Source organism: Flavobacterium sp. CF136, from assembly GCF_000282055.1.
Taxonomy (GTDB): domain Bacteria; phylum Bacteroidota; class Bacteroidia; order Flavobacteriales; family Flavobacteriaceae; genus Flavobacterium.
Genome location: NZ_AKJZ01000033.1, coordinates 25,422 through 45,186, shown reverse-complemented (window position 1 = coordinate 45,186; position 19,765 = coordinate 25,422). Strand labels below are relative to the sequence as shown.

Here is a 19,765-nt window from a genome sequence, read left to right as displayed (position 1 = left end):
TACTCAACAATGAAAAGATATATAAAAAATAGAATCTCAACACTTGCACCTTTAGTAGTAGCTACTGCTCTTTTGGTTTCTTGTTCAAAGGATTTTCTGGATCCGGACCCGCTTTCGTTTTACGAACCTGAAACTACATTTACTACTGAATCCGGTTTACAGGCAGTTTTAGCAAGTGCCGATAAACAATTGCGTAATAATTATATTCATTATAATGCTGCCGGTAATAGTGTGCCTATCGGTACGGAATATGTTTTCTCTGATATGGCAAAATATGGAAAAACGGATAATAGCAGCACTATTTCTGATTTTGCTAACACTATAGTACCTACCGGAAGCTTTAAAACAGCAACAAATGATGATTTTTACCTTGGATTTTACTGGGTTGAAGGTTACAACGGTATTAAACATGCCAATACCATATTGACGTATATTGATAATGTGACAAGTTTGACTCAGGAAGTTAAGAATAAGTATATCGGTCAGGCCTATTTTCATAGAGCATACCGTTATCTGAATCTGGTATATCAATTTGGAGATATACCGTTAATTACTAAAATTTTGGAGGTCCCAAAGCAGAGTTATTATTCTACCAAAAAGGAAGCGATCATCGAAATGATTACAGCAGACATGGAGAAGGCTGTAGAATGGGTACCGGAGCAGTCAAAACTGCCTTATTTGGGTTTGGTTAATAAAGGGGCATGCCGTCAGTTGCTGATTAAGTGTTATTTGGCTTCCGGCAGATTTTCGGAAGCGGAAGCACAAGCAAATATTCTTATTAATCAGTCAGGTTATTCTTTAATGCAAAGCAATTTTGGAACTTTTGATCCGGGAGGAAATCCACAAACCTGGGCAATTACAAGAAATGTCGTTTGGGATTTACACAGACCCGAAAATAAAGTTATTGCTGCTAATAGAGAAGCCATAATGGTTATGCCAAATGGGGGAGTACAATCATTTTTACCGTTTGCCTCGATGAGAATTTTTGGACCAAACTGGAATTCAGGGACTCTTACAACACCTGATGGTAAACAAGCAGCAAGTCGTTTTGCCTCAAACAATGCTAATTACCAGGTTAAATATGATTATGCAAGAGCGCTGGGACGTGGTATTGCTACTATTAGTGCTTCTTATTATTCGCAGCACCCAATGTGGGTCGTAAACGGTATTGAGGATAAGCAGGATCTTAGGCATAATAATACTGTCGGTAACTGGGTGAATATGGAAGATCTTAAATACAGTGATAAGACTTCTGCATACTACCAGCAAAATTTTAGAATGAAAGAAGGAAACGTTTTATTATCAAAGGATACCCTTCGTGAATGGTTTGATTTTCCTTTGTATAAAATCTATCTGCATGATGTTGTAAATGAAACCAATACAAATGCAACTGATTTTCAGGGAGCCAGTACCGGAAGTAAAGCCCATTGGTACTTATATCGTTTAGCTGAAACTTACCTGTTAAGAGCTGAAGCACGTTTTTATCAGGGTAATATTGGCGGAGCAGCTCAGGATGTAAATACGATCAGAGCCAGAGCGGGTGCGTCACAAATGTACGGACAGGTAACGATAGGTGATATTTGTGCAGAAAGAGGAAGAGAACTTTATCTGGAAGAATGGAGAAATGTAGAATTAAAACGTATTTCGCACTGTCTCGCTCTCAGCGGAAAACCGGATGAGTGGGGGCAGACTTACAATAAAACGGATTGGGATAAACAGTCCGGAACTGATGCAGCCGGAGGTAGTTACTGGTATCAGCGTATTGTACATTATACACTCTACAACAAATATCCTAGTGGGATTGTTGTACCAAATGGTACTAAGTTTTATACTATGGACAAACGTAATAACTACTGGCCAATTCCAAACAGCGCTATAACGGCTAATATTAAAGGTAAATTAAGCCAGAACTACGGTTATGATGGTTACGATCCTAACGTTAAGGTTTGGGATAAATGGCAGGATGCTGTTGCTGATGAAAGCACATTATAGTATGCTAAAAATACTAATTTGAATGTACCGATACCAAATAGTTTAATGGCTCAAAATTACCTAACAGTTTTGAGTTTTAAACAACTGTACATTTATTTTGAAAGAGTTAAATTTTGCCCCCTCAATTAATAATTTTTTAAAAGCATTGACCACTAAGCATTATCTGTAAAAGGATAATGCTGGCGGTCTTTATGAATCTGGATTTTAAATATTCTTTTAATCCAGTCATAATTCACATGAATAAATAAAATTTTATAGGTTAATAACTGTAGTAGTCTTTTGGTTTCTGCATCACAATAATTTGTTACTAACTAAAAAATGTAAAACAATTTTTAAATAAGACTTTATATGAAAAAAATATACACATTTCTACTAGTCTGGTTATCCGTATTTTTGTTTCGGATACAGGCACAGGCCCCTAATTTACCGGTTAAGGCAAATTTAGCGACATCATTAAGCAGTTCTAAGGTATTCAGCAATAATGCAACTTTGGATGTGATATCATTTCCATTATCCAATCAGACAGAATTTACGCTGGAAGTAAAAGCCAAAGTAAATTCGGCACAGGGAAGAGGATTGGATGTGGAAGTTAAAAATACCGCCGGACTTGGATTCAGGACTTCTTTAGATAAAACTACTTTAAATCATTCAACAGTTTTATCAGCAGTTGAAAATTTAAGTACTTCTGTGGATAATGCTCAGGAACAAACTTACAGATATGCTGTAAAAAATGGTCTTGTAAATATTTATCAGGATGGGCATTACTTAACTTCAAAAGCATTGGATTTTGTACTTGATAATTCAGCTTCACCAATTGCATACGGATCTGATAATTTACTGGGGAGATGGGCAGGAGTGGCAGGAAATAATTCAGGAAAGCCAAATGATTATGGCTGGGCAAATACTGTTGCAACACTTCCGTGGAATACAGCCAATTCTACGAGCGGTGTCCGATATCTGGATGTAACTTCCGGACATACATTCGAATCCGATAATACAGCTTACAATGGAAGGATCATGTACATTCGCTGGGATAACAGCGCTTACTCTACTTCAACCTACAGTTATCCCGTAAAATTAGAAAAAGACCTGAAATATGAATTTTCATGGATTTATGAATATATATCCAATTCGGCACCCGGAACTCCGATTAATGTAGCCATTTCAGCAGCTGCGAACGGAACCGGAGCTGTCGCTTCTAAAACATTTGTAACCGGAAATGCCAATAAATTAAGAAAAGGAGATTTTTCTTTTATCGCAACTGCTGATGGTACTTTTTACATCACCATTACCGCAGGATCCGGGCTTATGGCAATTGGAGATTTAAAACTTAAATCGTCAAATTTAATCAATACATGGGATGGTTTTGCTAATGATAATTTAGGTTTACCCACTGCTTATGGCTGGACAAATTCTGTTTCTTCAGCTATTTTCAATACTGCAAACGCAGCCAGTGGAGTTCGTTATATGGATGTAACTTCAGGACATGCCCTTGAATCGGATGGTGCGAATTACTCAGGAAGGTTACTGTATATCCGATGGGACGGCACTCAGGAAAACTCCGTTTATTCATTTCCGGTACAGCTGGAAGCTTCAAAAGATTATCAGTTTTCATGGCTATATGAGTACATTTCAAATTTAGCTCCGGGCTCTCAAATAAATGTATCTGTTTCCACATCAGTCAATGGAGGAGGTACAGTTCTTACCTCTAAAAGTTTTGTAACAGGCGATGTTAATAAACTAAGAAAAGGTGATTTGTCGTTCCAGTCTCAGACTGCAGGTACTTACTACATCAATATTACAGGTGATAAAGCACTTTTTGGAATAGGGGATTTAAAAGTTCAGACACAACAAATAGCCAATATTGTTATCGGTAAAAATTATGCAGCAGGTGCCGTTGATATGGTTGTGAGTTCCGTAACTTTTGAAAATACGGCTTATGCTCCGGAAAAAATCATCAGCCCTTCAGCCGAAACTGAAGAAATAGCGAGCAGCCTTACAGTTGGAGCTTATGCAAAATCAAATGTGGTTTTAAATTCGGCGGCTTCTTTATATTTAAAAAATGCCTATAACCCGTTAATTAATGCAACCGTGAATTTAAATTCGGCAAATGCACGATTGTATTTTGAAAATGTTAAGCCTAGTGAAGTCATTAATTCATATTTAAAATTTGTATCGATAAATGGAGCTCTGGCAAGCAATGGTATTAATGCAAATGTCTCGAATTATGCTGGAGGTGCAGTGGTAGCTCCTTATTCTGTGGATGAAAAACCATTAGAAGTTTTTACTGCTGAAAATTTTGGAGGAACTTCACAGCTATTTGCAGCGGTTACACCACATGATAATTTAGACACATTTGATAATGCTGTCAAATCATTTAAATTGAAAAAAGGGTATATGGCAACTTTTGCTACCAATGCAGACGGATCCGGATACAGCAGGGTTTTTATAGCAGAAAATCAGGATTTGGAAATTGCGGTTTTACCCGTTAATTTAAACGGAACCATTTCATTCATCAGAACAATGAAATGGCATGAAGTCAACAAAAAAGGACTCGCAGGTGGAAGTACAGAGGCTATAAATGCAACCAATATTACTTGGTACTACAATTGGAATACCGGAATGGATACTACACCAAATGTAGAATATGTACCCATAAGACAAACTAATTTCTGGCCATCATTTACTCCTGCATATACTAAAGAAGGCTACACACATCTTTTAGGATTTAATGAACCAGATAGACCAGATCAGTCAAATATGACGGTTGAAGCAGCTATAACTTCATGGCCGGCACTAATGAAATCAGGTTTACGATTAGGTTCTCCTGCAACGTCAGATCCGTTTAATCCGTGGATGGGCAATTTTATGACCCAGGCAGAGGCTAATAATTACCGAATCGATTACGTCGCTATTCACTGTTATTGGTATAAGACTGCAGCCCAGTGGAAAAGTGATTTGCAAAATATATATGACAGATACAAAAGACCTCTTTGGATTACAGAATGGAATGTCGGCGCAAACTGGACAGGCAATAATTTTCCTGACGGGCCTACGGTACTTACTGATGCAAATGCAGTTAAACACAAAAATGATCTTGCAGCAATATTGACTGTTTTGGAAACTACAGATTATGTAGAGCGCTATTCCATATACAATTGGGTACAGGATGCAAGGGCAATGTATGTTACTATAGACGATGCCTTTAAAACAAGAAATCCAAACTGGCAAAATTACGTATGGCTTCAAACTGCACCCGTAATTTCAAGCACACCTACAAGTTATGTCGTCTTAACCCCGGCGGGAGAATATTATGCCAACAATGCTTCGGCTAAAGCGTATAGTTCAAATAGAGAATTCATTCCAATCTGGAAGACAAAAGTTGAAATACTGAGTTATGAATTGTCATCAGACTACCAAAATATTATTATAAACTGGACAGGTACCAATAATGATTTAGTAAATAAATATATTGTTGAAAGAAAATTAAATGGCGAAAGTGATTTTTCGGTTTTCTATGAATCAACAGATTATAAGATTATTAAAAAGACTGATCAGGTTCATTCAAGAGCAGAATACAGAATCAAAGTCGTTGGTAAAGACAATGTAGAGTCAGCATATTCGCCTATATTGGTGTTTGAGCAAGCGCCAATAGCAGCTACTCCAACAAATATTGAAGGAAAGGCATTATCGAGATCCATAATCAATTTAAAATGGTCGGCGGTTACAGGAGCAGAATCTTACACTATTAAGAGATCGGCAACTGTTGATGGCACGTATGAAAATGTTGCTGTATATCTTAAAGAGACCACTTTTGATGATATCAATTTAGAAGAGAATAAAGACTATTTCTATAAATTGGCATCAGTGAATACTGGAGGAGAAAGTCAGTATTCTTCACCTTTACAGGTCAAAACATTATCGTTTGCGATTCCGCCTGCCGTTACAAATGCTAATTTGGTATACGGTGACGCAAAGGTAAATCTTGATTGGGATTTTATGTACGATGCTAATTTTTATGTAAAAAGATCCAACTCACCATCAGGTCCTTTTACCGTTATAGCAACTGTTACTACAAATGAATATCAGGATGTAGCTGTTGTAAACGGGAACCCTTACTACTATAAAATTTCTGCTTTTAATGCCTTAGGCGAAGGCCCTGATTCGGGTATTTTAAGTGCAACACCTGCCCAAGGACAAAAGATTACGGGGACTATAATTGGTCATTCAGGGTCTTATCAAAATAGTGGCTTGACAATCGAAAAGGCTTTTGATGAAGATGTGAGCACTTTCGTGGATGGGCCAACTGCAATAGGTTATTTAGGTTATGATTTTGGACCTGATAAAAAAGCCCGTTTAACAGACATCAGATATGTTCCCCGAAGTGGTTTTGGTGCACGCATAAACGGAAGTGAGATTCGAGGTTCGAATAGCGAGGATTATCTTAATTCTTATGCCGTTTTACATGTGATCACACAGACACCGGCCAATGATATTTTTACAACGGACAGCGGTTTGGCAACTCAAAAATATAGATACATATATTGGTATACACCAACTGGTTACGGGAATATAGCTGAACTTGAATTTTATGGCAGTATTGATTCTATCTTATCTACAAATAAATCGCAGGCAGAATTTGTTGGGAATATAACGGCTTTTCCAAATCCTACATTGGGTCAATTTGATATTAATTTTCCAACCAACGGGGATTCCCAAAAAATTACAATTTATACCGTAGATGGGAAATTAATTTCTGAATCGAATTATAAGGTTGAGAATGGTAAAATTCATTTGAATCTGGACAGTAACACAGCAGGATTATATTTTGTAAAGTTTCAGTCTTATCCGGATAAAACGATCCGAATTATTAAAAAATAGATTTATCTGACAGAAAAGAAAAGTTAGTTTATTTAGTTTTTATAGTGTTTAGTTTTTGTAGTGATTATGGGGGATCGTGAGATCCCTCATAAACTTGTTTGTTTGCTGTTTTGCTTAGCTGTTTTCCGATGCAGAAATTAGCAATCCTGTGTTTTAAAGGTGTACAAATTTTGAGATACAATAGGGTATAAATTTGAACAGAATATCACAAAATAAAACAAACTTTATCTATTAAACCCTTTTTCAAATAGAGAGACTTTACAGTCTCTCGTAAAAATAAACCTCTGCACTGAAAGCGCAGAGGTTTTTAATTTAAGTTGTTTATCTACAATGTTTTATGGTGTATCTGAAAATGTAAACCCTGTTGACCGAGGTTTTTACTCCAGGTTCAAAAACTGGATTCCACCTTTTAGGTCAATTGATACAAGTTGGCTTTCGTCTTTTGATACTTTTAATTTATTCACAGTTGCTTTATGGTCTGTTAATGATTTTAAAAGCTCTCCGGTTTTTTTATCCCAAACTCTTATAGAACGGTCAATACTGGCCGTGAAAATTTTATTTTTAGCAAATTTTGCCGTGGTAAGATTCATGCTGTATGCGTCTTCGTATACTTTACTTTCATCGTATATATCATGCGTAATCCAATTGGGATGCTTTACTTTAAATTCCGGTTGATGCGTATTGCTATTGTATTTGGTACATTCATTATAATTTAAAGAAAGAAAATTTCCTTCACTATCCATATCCGTAAATTTATTCAGGTCAACTGAAATCTCTTTTTGTACCATATTGTTATTCATATTCCAATAGATAACTTTACTTGGAGTAACAATTATTGCTATGTTTTGTTTGTCAATTTTTACAATAGTTCCTTTTGGAAAATCAGATGGCAACATCAATTCCTGGTAATTTTTGGTTACATCCCAGATATATTGGTTTTTTTTCTGGTCCTGAGTAACCAGATAATTGAAATTATCCGAAAAGAAAACCGCAATAGACCAAGTAGTTTTTAAAGGCAGTTTTTTTATGATTTTTCCATTTTTCTCATTGATTAAAAGGATACCATTTTCTAAAGTGGCTGCTGCAATTTCTTTTCGTTGGGGATGATAAGCCAAGGAATAAATTTCATCCTCAATTTTTGCAATTGCAATTTCTTTTGGATTGCCATTTATTCTTTTGGAAATGCGCCCACTGAAAGTAGAAACAAGAACTGTATCTTTAATACCGGTATAAACTACGTCTGTATAGGATACCGGATTTATATTTGTCATTTTAGGAATAAAAATATTTTGGCTCTTACAACCCAGTATTGCAAAAAGTAAAATGAGCGTTGATAGAATTTTATTATTTTTCATTTTCATATAATTTTATATTTTTATCATTCTTCTTCAATTTTACAGATGCATTTCCATCACTGGTAGATAGTGTTATCGTGTTTTTTCTATCATGGTCATTTAACATTATTGCTGCAGCACCTTGTGGCTCTGATAGTAATAACAATTGCATGTTGGTTTTCGAGTCTAAAGACAGAAACGCGTTTCCTAAACCGTCATCTGTAACATAGCCTCCTCTTTCCTGCCCTTCTGCATCATAAAGCATGACACCAGAAACGCCAACTTTATCTCTTGAATTTAATCTACTGCCATAACTGCTCAAATTAGGTTCAGGCAAATGCGAACCAATAATAACCCGCTCTACTCCAAGTGAATCAACAACAACAATACCTCTTACTTTTATTATTTTATCCTGAAAATCAACAACTTTAGTGTTTTCTTTCTTAGAAAATGAAAATAGATAGAAGCTAAAGGCTAACAGGTTGCAAATACTTAGTGCATAAAAAATTTTTGACTTCATTTGATTTATATGTTTATATATTTTTAAATCTATATTTGTCGGTATATTTTAAAAAAGTTACAGAAATAAATCTAGATTTTTGAACTGATAGTTTTAGCTGGATTAGATCCCGAGGTTTTGGGTTTCCATTTTTGTTTCTTTTGTGGATATTCTGGATAAAATGAGCCTCTAATTTCTGGATAAAAGTGGACATATAAATGAACTTTCTTAGATTATCTAAAAAAGAGGTACACTCTCAAAATGGGTTGAGAATTTTGAATAAATTTATGGTTCGAACTACGTATAAGGATCACAAGAAAATTAAAAGCCTGAAAAATATTGATTTTTCAGGCTTTTTTGGTTCTACAAAATCATCGGTAAATATGATTAGTTACTTTCAATTAGATAATTCTCCTCCAGAATCCACAATTATTTACCATATATGACTTTTAAATAGCATACTAACTTATTTTTTTAGCTTTTCTAAATGTCAATTCAAATACGAAATAACAAAGAGCCAGAATTCCAAAACCAAAAATAGCATCACCAATAGCACGCAGCCATTTCAGGGTTACCATTGTGGGCTGCTGCATAAATTCTGCAGAACGTGCATACCACATACCATGTTCAATACTCGCTACAGCCTGCCAAACACCTACGGGAAGTAAACTTAGCAATGCCATTGTCAAAAGACCAATATTGGTTGACCAGAATATAAATTTCATTAATTTTTCATTCCAGATTTCATGACGATATAAACTTCTTAAAACAAATAGCATCAATCCAATTCCTAACATTCCGTACACTCCGAATAAAGCAGTATGTGCATGAAGAGCCGTGGTATTTAATCCCTGAATATAGTATAAAGCTATTGGTGGATTGATAATGAAGCCAAATATTCCGGCTCCTAAGAAATTCCAAAATGCTACAGCAATCATAAAGTATATTGGCCATTTGTAAGCTACAATCCATGGTGTAGCTTTAGACAAGGTATAATTGTGGTAGGCTTCATATCCAATCAATACTAAAGGAACAATTTCCAAAGCACTGAATGTAGCTCCAAAAGCCATCACAGCAGTAGGTGTCCCGGAGAAATACAAATGGTGAAAAGTACCTAAAATACCTCCTGACATAAAGATGATGGTTGAAAAAATCACATTTAGTGTAGCTGTTTTTGTTTTGAGAAGTCCAAGGCGAACAAATAAAAAGGCGATAACAACCGTCGCAAATACTTCGAAGAATCCTTCAACCCAAAGATGTACTACCCACCATCTCCAGTATTCTGCAATGGCCAAATTTGTTTGTCTTCCCCACATTAAACCAGCTCCGTAAAATGAGGCAATGGCAGCACATGAAATTAAAAACATTATAATTAGATTACGTTCCTCAGTACCTTTTTTAAGCACTGGAATTAATGGACGAATCATTAAGGCTAACCATAAAAACAGACCCACTAATAAGAAACATTGCCAAAAACGGCCTAAGTCTACATACTCATATCCCTGATGTCCAAACCAGAAATTATCTACCAGGTTTAATTTTTGCATTACTCCAAACCATTGTCCGGCCATTGAACCCAAAACAATAATCAGCAAGGCAAAGAATAAAAAGTTAACTCCAAAAACCTGAAATTTAGGATCTTTTCCGGAAACAGCAGGTGCAATATACAATCCTGTGGCAAGCCAGGCTGTTGCTATCCAAAATATTGCTAATTGGGTGTGCCAGGTTCTGGTTACGGCATACGGTAAGAATTCATCCAAAGGGATTCCGTAAAAACCATTTCCTTCTACACCATAATGGGCTGTAATGACACCAAAAATAACCTGCAGGATAATGAGTAAACTGACTACCCAGAAGTATTTTTTTATTTGATACATTGAAGGTGTCATCCCTTGTTTTAATAAAGGGTCAACAGCAGGAGTTTCCAGATGCTCATCGGCACCGGATTTAACATGATAGAAAATTAAAAGACCGGTACATAAAATTAAAAGGATGATACTGACACCAGACCAAATAAGTAAATTTTTTGTAGCCACATTGCCCACTAGTTTATCAGAAGGCCAGTTGTGGGTATAAGAGATGTCAGAATCAGGTCTGTTTGTTACCGTTGCCCATGTTGCCCAAAAGAAAAAGGCACTCATTTTATGCATTCTTCCTTTGTCTTTTATAGACATTTTCGGAATGGCGTAGTCATTTCGCAATTGATCAAACTTCGGATCATTCATAAACAAACCTTCATAATAAGTGCTCAAATAAGCAATAGCTTCAATTCGGTTTTGAGAAATGGTGATCGTTTTGTTTTCTGCATTATAGGTATTTTTTCGAACGTCGTTTTGCAGGCGGATCTTCATCACGGCTTGTTGCTCGTCAGATAAATCTGCAAAGTTTTTTTGGAATTCATCTTGCGATAATTTATTCAGTATAAAAATTGCTTCGCGATGTAGCCAATCGGCAGTCCAGTCAGGAGCAACATAAGCTCCGTGCCCCCAAATTGTCCCTACTTCCTGGCCACCCATACTTTGCCAGATGTTTTGGCCATCTTTAATTTCCTGCTCGGTAAAGATGGTTTTGTTGTCTGTAGAAACAATTTTAAGCGGAATAGGAGGGGCCTTCTGGTAAATTTCATATCCATAGTATCCCAAAACTGCAAATGAAATACTCATAACGAGAGCAAACGCAATCCATAGTTTTTTTTCTCTTCTCATCTTTATTGATTTTTAAACTTATTTGTTTAATTGTTTATAATAAGTAAAAATAATGCTCCTATAATAAAGCGTTTATGAGTCAAATCATAAAAACAATACTATTTACTTAAACAATTAAAGGTCAGGATAAGATTTTTAGTAAATACTTAAAAAAGAACGTTTTAAATGTTGTTTGACGGTTTTTTTGTCGTAATGAATAGTTGAAATAATGAAGCCCGCTGCGCAGGTTTTGCAGCTTTGTCAAATAAGTTTAAGCAATTGACGGATTTGATTTTGTTCCGCTCTTGTAAATAAAAGCTTCATTTTGGCACAAAAAACTAATATCTCAAAAAAGTATCTCCCGATTTAATTCCCAAAGCCAATTCTTCCAGATTGGTATTTTCGAGCATAAAAACCAAATCGTTTCGAATAGATTTGAACTTGTAGTGCATCGGACAAGGATGTTCTTCAGAACAATTGGTCAATCCCAAGCCACAGCCCGTAAAAATGCGGTCGCCATCCAGCGCATTTACTATTTGCGCTAATTTAATTTCTTTCATCTTTTCCTTAGGAATCTCAAAACCACCGCCAACTCCTTTTATGGAATTGATAATGTTGTCTCTCGATAGGATTTGAAGAATTTTGGCTGTAAAAGCTTCGGGGGAATCTATTTTTTTTGCAATATCTTTTAAGCCGGTACGATTGCCCTGATACGATTGAGAAGCAATAAAAATAGTAGCACGAATGCCATATTCACAGGTTTTAGAAAACATAATCGGTTTTTTACAAATTTAAGAAATAAGTTTTAGTCCCTATTCCGAACTTTAAAAGGAAGTTTTAACGAAAATTTTATCCGGGCGTGCCCCTCCGTAAAAACTTCGGGTCGGGTTTTACGTTCCCGCTTTTTTTATACCGTAAAAAAACGGTATAAAAAAGAGCTCCACTGCAACCCCTCACGCGAGCAGCTGCTAAACGACAGCATTTTTTTATAAATCAAAATCCTCCAAAACGCACAAAAGATCCAAAAATAACCATCAAAACGCCAATTACGGTAACTGATACTATATGAAAAGTCATTTCGGGTAATTTCTCATTACTTTTTTCAAGCTTGGGAAGCACTCTGAATTGAGCGCTCAATGCAAAAAGAACCGTCAATAATAACAAAGCTAATTTTGTTGAAACTACTTTTTCTATAGGTGTTTCAAATTGAAACCAATATTCAATGCTGACACCATATTGATAAGCCATCAAAATCCCGGTGATAACCAATAAAACCAAAGCAGTCATTCCTACAGGTTCGTACTTTCTTTCATAATTCAGAATTATATTTTGATTTTTTTCTTTTAGTGCTTGTGGCAAAAAGCCAAAGACAAGCAACAAATGACCACCAACCCAAATGGCGGCACTCAAAAGATGAATGATTAACAATAGATGGTGACTCATAGGAGTTTTTGTTTAAGTTTTAAAATTTCAACAGATAGAAATAAAAGACCTGCCGGCAGAAAGATACTGGATAAAAATAGATTTTGATAATAATTCGGAAATGCTCCTTTGCCAAAGAAAAACCAAATGCCCTGTAGAAACAAAAGAATTTCGGTTGTGACAAATCCAAGTAAAAAAATTGCAATTCCCCATTTTTGTATACGGTTTCGCGAATTTAAAAAATCATTTTGCAGGGCAAATCCAAAAAGAAAACCCGTAATAATTCCCAACATCGTCAAATGAATATAGCCAATCACAAAGTTCCTAATCTGATGTGATACCTGTGCCAATTCGGGAATCAAAACAACCAATTGAATAACTACTTTTAAAGCCAATGAAAACAAGGCAAAACCATAAACCGTTTTTGTTATCGTTGGCAAAGCAGCAAAGAAGAATTGAAATTGCGGACGAATAAATCGTATAAAAAGTAACGCAGCAAACAACTGAAGCACTACTCCAAGAGCATTTAACCAGTAAAAAACAGGGTTAGGCAAATACCAACTCACTGGTAAAGCCAATGTTAACAAAGTCGTAGCAACAAATAAATTATAAAACAAACGAAATTTTTCAGCTTCAATAATAAGTTTTACCTGTTTGAAAAACAAAGCAAAAACGGCAAACAGAAACCAGCCATTAAATTGAAAATGAAGAAAAAACTGAATCGAAATTTGATAAAAAGCACTTGCTTTTCCTAACAATCCTACTGTGGGACCCAAACACCAAACACCCAATGTAGAAAAAATCATAAAAAATAAAGCCGTACGAAGCATCTTCTTTTCGGGCAATGTAGTTAGATTGGCATCTTTCTTAATTAAGTAACAAAAAAAGTAACTGCAAAAAATATGCAAAGTCGAAAAAAGAATAGAAGCAAAAGCATATCCCTGTGCCGGAAAATCAATCATCATTCCAATTACTGCCAGTTCTGTTATCCAAAATAATCGGTTGTAGATGGGTTTTTGTTGTTTTTCTTTTGGAACAAAAAAATGAAAAATTAAACAGTACAACATCAAATACACCCAACCCAACATCGCTACATGTGAATGGCCGTGCATTAAAAACTGAAAATTAACTTTTTCCATTGGCGCAACATACATCCAACGAAGGCATAATCCCATCAATGAAGCGATAAAAAAATTGACAAAACAGATTAAAATCCAGCTCTTTCTCATAATTTATCCTCTGTAATTAATTTTAATTTTTTCTGTAGAAAGATTATGATTTTCTAATTCTTTAAATGAATGCCCAAGTTTTTCTATTGTCGAGGCACCATTTACGAAGTGCTGAATGTAATAATCTCCTGAATATCCCAGATTTTCCAGAAAAAAAATCATTTCCTGAATATCGTCTTTCTTTAATAAAGCAGAATGCACTGTTGTCCGAACTTCAAAAGGTATGTTGTTTTGCAGCAATAAAAGCAAGGACTTTGCAAAAGGGATAAAAAGTTTAGATCGGGTAATTTTTTCAAAATTCGCAGGCATTGCTTTAAAATCAAGTGCGACATAATTAATGAGTTCTTTTTTGATCAGTTCTTCCAGTATCTCAGGTTGCGAACCATTGGTATCAATTTTGATTAAAAACCCCATTTTTTTGACTTCTGTAATAAATGAAACCGCTTTTTTATGCAATAAACATTCACCTCCGCTAAAAACCACAGCGTCCAGCAAATGAATCCTGCTTTTGAGAAACTGAAGTGCTTTGTCAAAAGAAATACTTCCTTTTCCAAATACAATTTCAGGATTATAACAATACAAACACCGCATATTACAGCCTGCAAACCAAAGAATGCAAGCCGATTGGTGTGGATAATCTAATAAAGTGAACGGCGTAATACTGTAAATAGGGGTACTAACATTTTCCTTCATTGAAATGGGTTCGTTGTTTGTGTTCTCCTTTTTTACCAATATTAAAACTTTCTACGGGTCTGTGATAGCCCATTACTCTTGTGTACACCAGGCATTTGGTGCGTAATTCCTGATTTTGTTCTAAAATCGCGTTGGTTGTTAGTTTCATTTTTACTGTTTTTAGGTTATGGGTTATAGGTTTACTGCTGGTCACAAAGAAGCGAAAAGCTTAGCAACCTTTTGCGGTTGTTTTTTTTCAAATCTCAATAAACTTCGCTTTTTCTTCAATAATAATTTCATCACATTTTGGGCAGTATTCATGTTCTCCGTTCAAATAACCATGAAGAGGGCAAACACTGAATACAGGCGTTACGGTTATGTAGGGTAGTTTAAAATTGGTAATCACTTTTTTGACAAAATTTTTGCAGGCTTCCGGGGAGCTGATTCTTTCGCTCATATACAAATGCAAAACGGTTCCTCCTGTGTATTTGCATTGCAATTGGTCCTGAAGCATCAAAGCTTCAAAAGGGTCCTGGGTAAAATTTACCGGAATTTGAGAACTATTCGTGTAATAAATATTGTCGCCCTGTCCCGCCTGAATAATATCGTCAAAACGTTTTTTGTCCTCTTTGGCAAAACGATAAGTAGTTCCTTCGGCCGGAGTAGCTTCTAAATTGTAAAGATTTCCGGTTTCCTCCTGAAACTGTTTCATTCGGTTACGAATATGCTCCAAAATTTCAGAAGCGAATTCAATACCGGTTTCAGAAGTTATATCGTCTTTATCGTGGGTAAAATTCTGAATCATTTCATTCATTCCGTTGACACCGATTGTCGAAAAATGATTTCTGAAATGCTGTAAATAACGTTTGGTGTACGGATACAATCCACGATCGTACATTTCCTGAATAAAGACTCTTTTTTTCTCTAAAGTCGATTTTGAAATCAACAAAAGTTTATCTAATTGATGAAATAATGCTGCTTTGTGACCTTTGTATAAATAACCCAAACGGGCCATATTGATAGTTACTACGCCAATACTTCCCGTCATTTCGGCACTACCAAAAAGTCCGTTTCCACGTTTTAATAATTCGCGTAAATCAAGTTGCAGGCGACAACACATGCTGCGAACGGCATTGGGCTTGTAGGCATTTTTATTTTCTGTTTGATTGCCATTTTCGTCCAAAACATATTGACTTCCAATAAAATTTTGGAAATAAGAAGAACCAATTTTAGCAGTGTTTTCAAAAAGTAAATCTGTGTTTTCGCCATCCCAATCAAATTCTTCGGTGATATTTACCGTTGGAATAGGGAATGTAAAAGGCTGTCCATTGGCATCACCTTCGGTCATTACGGTATAATACGCTTTATTGATAAGGTTCATTTCTTTTTGAAAATGTTCATAGCGCAAATGGGTTACTTTAGAAACACCTCTGTTTTTGGCTCTTGCCAAAAGGTCTGAAGTATTGATCTTTTCAAAAAGATGATGATCATTTTTAGTCGGAATTTGTGTTTTTAAATCTTCAGGAACAACCCAATCCAATGTGATATTGGTAAACGGGGATTGTCCCCATCGTGCGGGTACATTCAGGTTGTACACAAAACCCCGTATGGCTTTTAAAACTTCATTATAAGGGAGGTTGTCCTTGAATACATAAGGAGCCAAATAGGTGTCAAAAGAACTAAAGGCTTGTGCACCCGCCCATTCGCTTTGCAAAATACCCAGAAAATTGGACATTTGTCCTAAAGCTTCCCTAAAATGAGAAGGAGGCTTGCTTTCCACCCGGCCTCTTACTCCGTTGAAACCTTCATTAAGCAGCACACGCAAACTCCAGCCTGCACAATATCCCGTGAGACAATCCAAATCGTGAATGTGAAGATCACCATTCCGATGTGCATATCCTTCTTCTTTTGAATACACTTTATCCAGCCAATAATTAGCAATAACTTTTCCTGCTACATTATTCACGAGTCCGGCGTTAGAATAAGAAGTGTTGGCATTGGCATTGATGCGCCAATCCGTTTGTTGAATGTATTCTTCAATTGTTTGGGTGCTGTCGACATAAGTTGTATCATCATTCAGACCTTCAAGATGTTCGCGCTGCAGCTTTCGGGTGTGTCGGAACAGCATAAAGGAACGCATCACATCAAAATGGTTTTTATCGAATAACTCTTTTTCGATTAAATCCTGAATTTCTTCAATAGACCATACTTCTTTATTTTCCAGTTGAATAATTACACTTTCAAAAACACTTTCAAAAACACTTTCATCAACAACTACGGAGATGCTCCGGAAGCTTTTTTCAATTGCATCTTTGATTTTATAACTTTCAAATGGCTGGTACTTTCCATTTCTTTTGATGACGTAATTTTCCATAGTGGTTGATTCTTAGTGGTTGATTCTCCTTATTTTTGAGATGAGAAGTCTTTTTCAAGTTTAGCTGCTTTTGGAAACAAAATATTATTTTCCAAATGAATGTGTTTGTGTAAATCCTGTTCGAATTCTTCCAGCATAGCAAATGTTACTTTATAGGTGTTACAACCATCTGCAGGTGGTGTATAATTGTTGCTTAGCTCTGCTATTTTTCTAAAACGAACACCTTCAGCATCGTGTTCGTGCATCATCATGGCGATTGGATTTTCAATTGTTCCAAAATGAGGCAGCTCAATTAATTCATCAGATATAGCAGCATGAACCATTTTTTTGATAAAAGGGAATAAAATCAACTCTTCTTTTTTCATATGCTGTGCCAATTCTCCGGCACAACCTTTAAAGAGTTCATTAATTTCAAGCAGTTCAGGATGATTGGCTCCGTGTACTCTGCTTAACTTGTCTAAAAACTGCAGTAGTATCGGTGTTTTTTCTGATACATATCTGTGATGTGTTTTCTCAATATAATCAGCTAATAAATCAATTGGCCAGGCATTATAATCGATTCCGGAATCACTTTTTGATGACAGAACAGTTTCGATTTCCTGTAATAAAACATCTGGACTGACTGCTTTTTTCTTGCAGGCTTCTTCAATGCTTCTGTTTCCGTTACAGCAAAAATCTATTCCGTATTTTGAGAATAAAGCTGCTGTTCTAAAATCTTTTGCTACGTATTCTCCTATTGTAATTTGTTCTAAAGTTTCCATAATTTTTATTTATTAAAAGTTTCTAATGCAAAAACAATGATTGTTTTAATAAAAGAGTTCTTGTCCTTTTAATTAAAAACAATTCATTAATTCGTTGTTCTTCAATTGTGTGATTATTGTTTAGTGTATTATTTTAATACTGTAAAATTCGTTTAATTATGAAAAGGAGAATATGATTTAAATCATATCAATTTAGTTTTTAAATGATTTTTTTACCAAATAAGAGATCAATCTTATTCGGTTTTTATTTTTTAAAGGAAAAATAGCCAGTTGTAATTAGTCTTTCTCTTAAAGATTTATTTTCTAAAGAAAAAAGTAATGAACATGACAAATATCATAATAAAGGATGTTTTTGTCCTTTATTTTTACACTATAAATTTCAAACCAAAATAATATGAAAACCAAGGTTAAATTAAACAGACAAATAAGGGTGATTTTTATAATGTTGCTTGCTCTGGTGGGGCTTTTTTCCTGTAAAAAAGAAGGCGAAGAATCAAAAAATTATCAAAATATTGAAGTGAAAGGACAACAAGCAGCCGAACTCACTGCACCACCTTTGGTTCCGAAACCTATAGGAAATCGTGAAGCAACAAAATTAGTGGTCAACATGGAAATTAAAGAAATTGAAGGAGAAATGGTTGATGGCGTAAAATATACCTATTGGACTTTTGGAGGTTCTGTACCCGGAAGTTTTATCAGAACCAGAGTAGGTGATGAGGTAGAATTTCACTTAAAAAACCATCCGGATAACAAAATGCCGCATAATATTGATTTACATGCGGTAACCGGACCCGGAGGAGGAGCAACCTCATCGTTGGTAGCGCCTGGACACGAAAAAGTGTTTAGTTTCAAAACCTTAAATCCGGGTTTGTACGTCTATCATTGTGCTACAGCACCAGTTGGAATGCACATTGCAAACGGAATGTACGGGTTGATTTTAGTTGAACCGGAAGGAGGTTTGCCACCTGTTGATAAAGAATATTATGTTATGCAAGGCGATTTTTATACCAAAGGCAGTTATGGGGAGCAGGGTTCGCAACCTTTTGATATGGATAAAGCCATAAAAGAACAACCCGATTATGTAGTTTTCAATGGAAAAGTTGGAGCTATTGCCGGAGATAAGGCTTTAACGGCCAAGGTTGGAGAAACTGTGCGTATTTATATGGGAAATGGAGGCCCGAATTTAGTGTCTTCTTTCCATGTTATTGGAGAAATCTTCGACAAAGTACATATTGAAGGAGGAGAAATGATCAACAAAAACGTCCAAACTACTTTAATACCTGCAGGAGGTTCGGCTATTGTTGAGTTTAAAGTGGATGTTCCCGGAACTTTTATATTAGTTGATCACTCTATTTTCAGGGCTTTTAATAAAGGAGCACTTGGAATGTTGAAAGTAGAAGGCGAGGAAAATAAAAAATTATATTCCGGAACCATACAAGATGGAATTTATTTACCGGAAGGGGGAACCATTCAAGGGATGCCAAAAGGAAAATCCGTTCCTAAAAGCACTGTTGCAAAGACTGTTTCTGAACAAATTAAATCAGGTAAGGAATTATTTGACAGGACCTGTTATGCCTGTCACCAATCTGAAGGACAAGGTATTCCGAATGCTTTTCCTCCATTGGCAAAATCAGATTACCTGAATGCTAATCCGGACAGAGCAATTGGTGCGGTACTGCACGGATTGAGTGGAGGAATCACAGTTAATGGTAAGAAATTCAATAATGTAATGACCAGCCAAAACCTTACTGATGAACAGGCAGCAGATGTTTTGACTTATGTATACAGTAATTGGGGTAACAATAAAACAGTAATTACTCCGGAAAAAGTAAAAGCAATTAGAGCCAGGCCAGCACCAAAAGCTACTGCAGAACATTAAAATAAAGTAAAGCAAAAAAATAATTAAAAAATAAATCA

13 protein-coding genes are annotated in these 19,765 nt (G+C 35.7%); 3 read left to right on the top strand and 10 right to left on the bottom strand.

What is annotated here, in order from left to right:
* Positions 1-9 precede the first annotated feature (9 nt).
* Together PMI10_RS11710 and PMI10_RS11705 are read left to right on the top strand one after the other, a co-directional pair.
* Positions 10-1,992 carry a RagB/SusD family nutrient uptake outer membrane protein gene (locus tag PMI10_RS11710; RefSeq protein ID WP_007808040.1) on the top strand — a complete coding sequence of 661 codons (1,983 nt, stop codon included), beginning with the start codon at positions 10-12 and terminating at the stop codon, positions 1,990-1,992.
* Between the two features lie 348 nt (positions 1,993-2,340).
* The gene (locus PMI10_RS11705) at positions 2,341-6,873 is read left to right on the top strand and encodes a glycosyl hydrolase (RefSeq protein ID WP_007808038.1); all 4,533 of its coding nucleotides are present in this window, start codon (positions 2,341-2,343) and stop codon (positions 6,871-6,873) included.
* Between the two features lie 377 nt (positions 6,874-7,250).
* On the opposite strand, the gene PMI10_RS11700 is transcribed toward PMI10_RS11705, so the two are convergent.
* From PMI10_RS11700 to ric, 10 genes are all read right to left on the bottom strand, one after another.
* Complete coding sequence (locus PMI10_RS11700) at positions 7,251-8,228, bottom strand: hypothetical protein (RefSeq protein WP_157489802.1); 978 nt, start codon at positions 8,226-8,228, stop codon at positions 7,251-7,253.
* Positions 8,218-8,727, bottom strand: a complete 510-nt coding sequence (locus tag PMI10_RS11695) for a hypothetical protein (protein WP_007808034.1) — start codon at positions 8,725-8,727, stop codon at positions 8,218-8,220. Before PMI10_RS11695 ends, PMI10_RS11700 begins: the two co-directional genes overlap by 11 nt.
* A gap of 440 nt (positions 8,728-9,167) precedes the next feature.
* A complete protein-coding gene (locus tag PMI10_RS11690; RefSeq protein WP_007808030.1) occupies positions 9,168-11,411 on the bottom strand; it encodes a nitric-oxide reductase large subunit in 2,244 nt (747 codons plus the stop codon).
* A 317-nt stretch (positions 11,412-11,728) separates the two neighbouring features.
* Positions 11,729-12,163 (bottom strand): RrF2 family transcriptional regulator, encoded by a 435-nt coding sequence (locus PMI10_RS11685; protein WP_007808028.1) that lies wholly within the window; start codon positions 12,161-12,163, stop codon positions 11,729-11,731.
* Positions 12,164-12,383: 220 nt separating this feature from the next.
* On the bottom strand, positions 12,384-12,833 hold the full coding sequence (locus PMI10_RS11680; protein WP_007808026.1) for a CopD family protein: 450 nt from the start codon (positions 12,831-12,833) through the stop codon (positions 12,384-12,386).
* Positions 12,830-14,041 (bottom strand): hypothetical protein, encoded by a 1,212-nt coding sequence (locus PMI10_RS11675; RefSeq protein WP_007808024.1) that lies wholly within the window; start codon positions 14,039-14,041, stop codon positions 12,830-12,832. The genes PMI10_RS11680 and PMI10_RS11675 overlap by 4 nt, the downstream gene beginning before the upstream one ends.
* A gap of 3 nt (positions 14,042-14,044) precedes the next feature.
* Positions 14,045-14,734 carry an anaerobic ribonucleoside-triphosphate reductase activating protein gene (locus PMI10_RS11670; RefSeq protein ID WP_007808022.1) on the bottom strand — a complete coding sequence of 230 codons (690 nt, stop codon included), beginning with the start codon at positions 14,732-14,734 and terminating at the stop codon, positions 14,045-14,047.
* Positions 14,718-14,882 (bottom strand): anaerobic ribonucleoside-triphosphate reductase, encoded by a 165-nt coding sequence (gene nrdD, locus PMI10_RS21890; RefSeq protein ID WP_007808020.1) that lies wholly within the window; start codon positions 14,880-14,882, stop codon positions 14,718-14,720. Before nrdD ends, PMI10_RS11670 begins: the two co-directional genes overlap by 17 nt.
* A gap of 87 nt (positions 14,883-14,969) precedes the next feature.
* On the bottom strand, positions 14,970-17,087 hold the full coding sequence (locus tag PMI10_RS11665; RefSeq protein ID WP_007808012.1) for a ribonucleoside triphosphate reductase: 2,118 nt from the start codon (positions 17,085-17,087) through the stop codon (positions 14,970-14,972).
* Positions 17,088-17,116: 29 nt separating this feature from the next.
* Complete coding sequence (ric, locus tag PMI10_RS11660; protein ID WP_007808009.1) at positions 17,117-17,848, bottom strand: iron-sulfur cluster repair di-iron protein; 732 nt, start codon at positions 17,846-17,848, stop codon at positions 17,117-17,119.
* A gap of 394 nt (positions 17,849-18,242) precedes the next feature.
* On the opposite strand from ric, the gene nirK reads away from it, so the two are divergent.
* Positions 18,243-19,727 carry a copper-containing nitrite reductase gene (nirK, locus tag PMI10_RS11655; RefSeq protein WP_007808007.1) on the top strand — a complete coding sequence of 495 codons (1,485 nt, stop codon included), beginning with the start codon at positions 18,243-18,245 and terminating at the stop codon, positions 19,725-19,727.
* Positions 19,728-19,765: the final 38 nt, after the last annotated feature.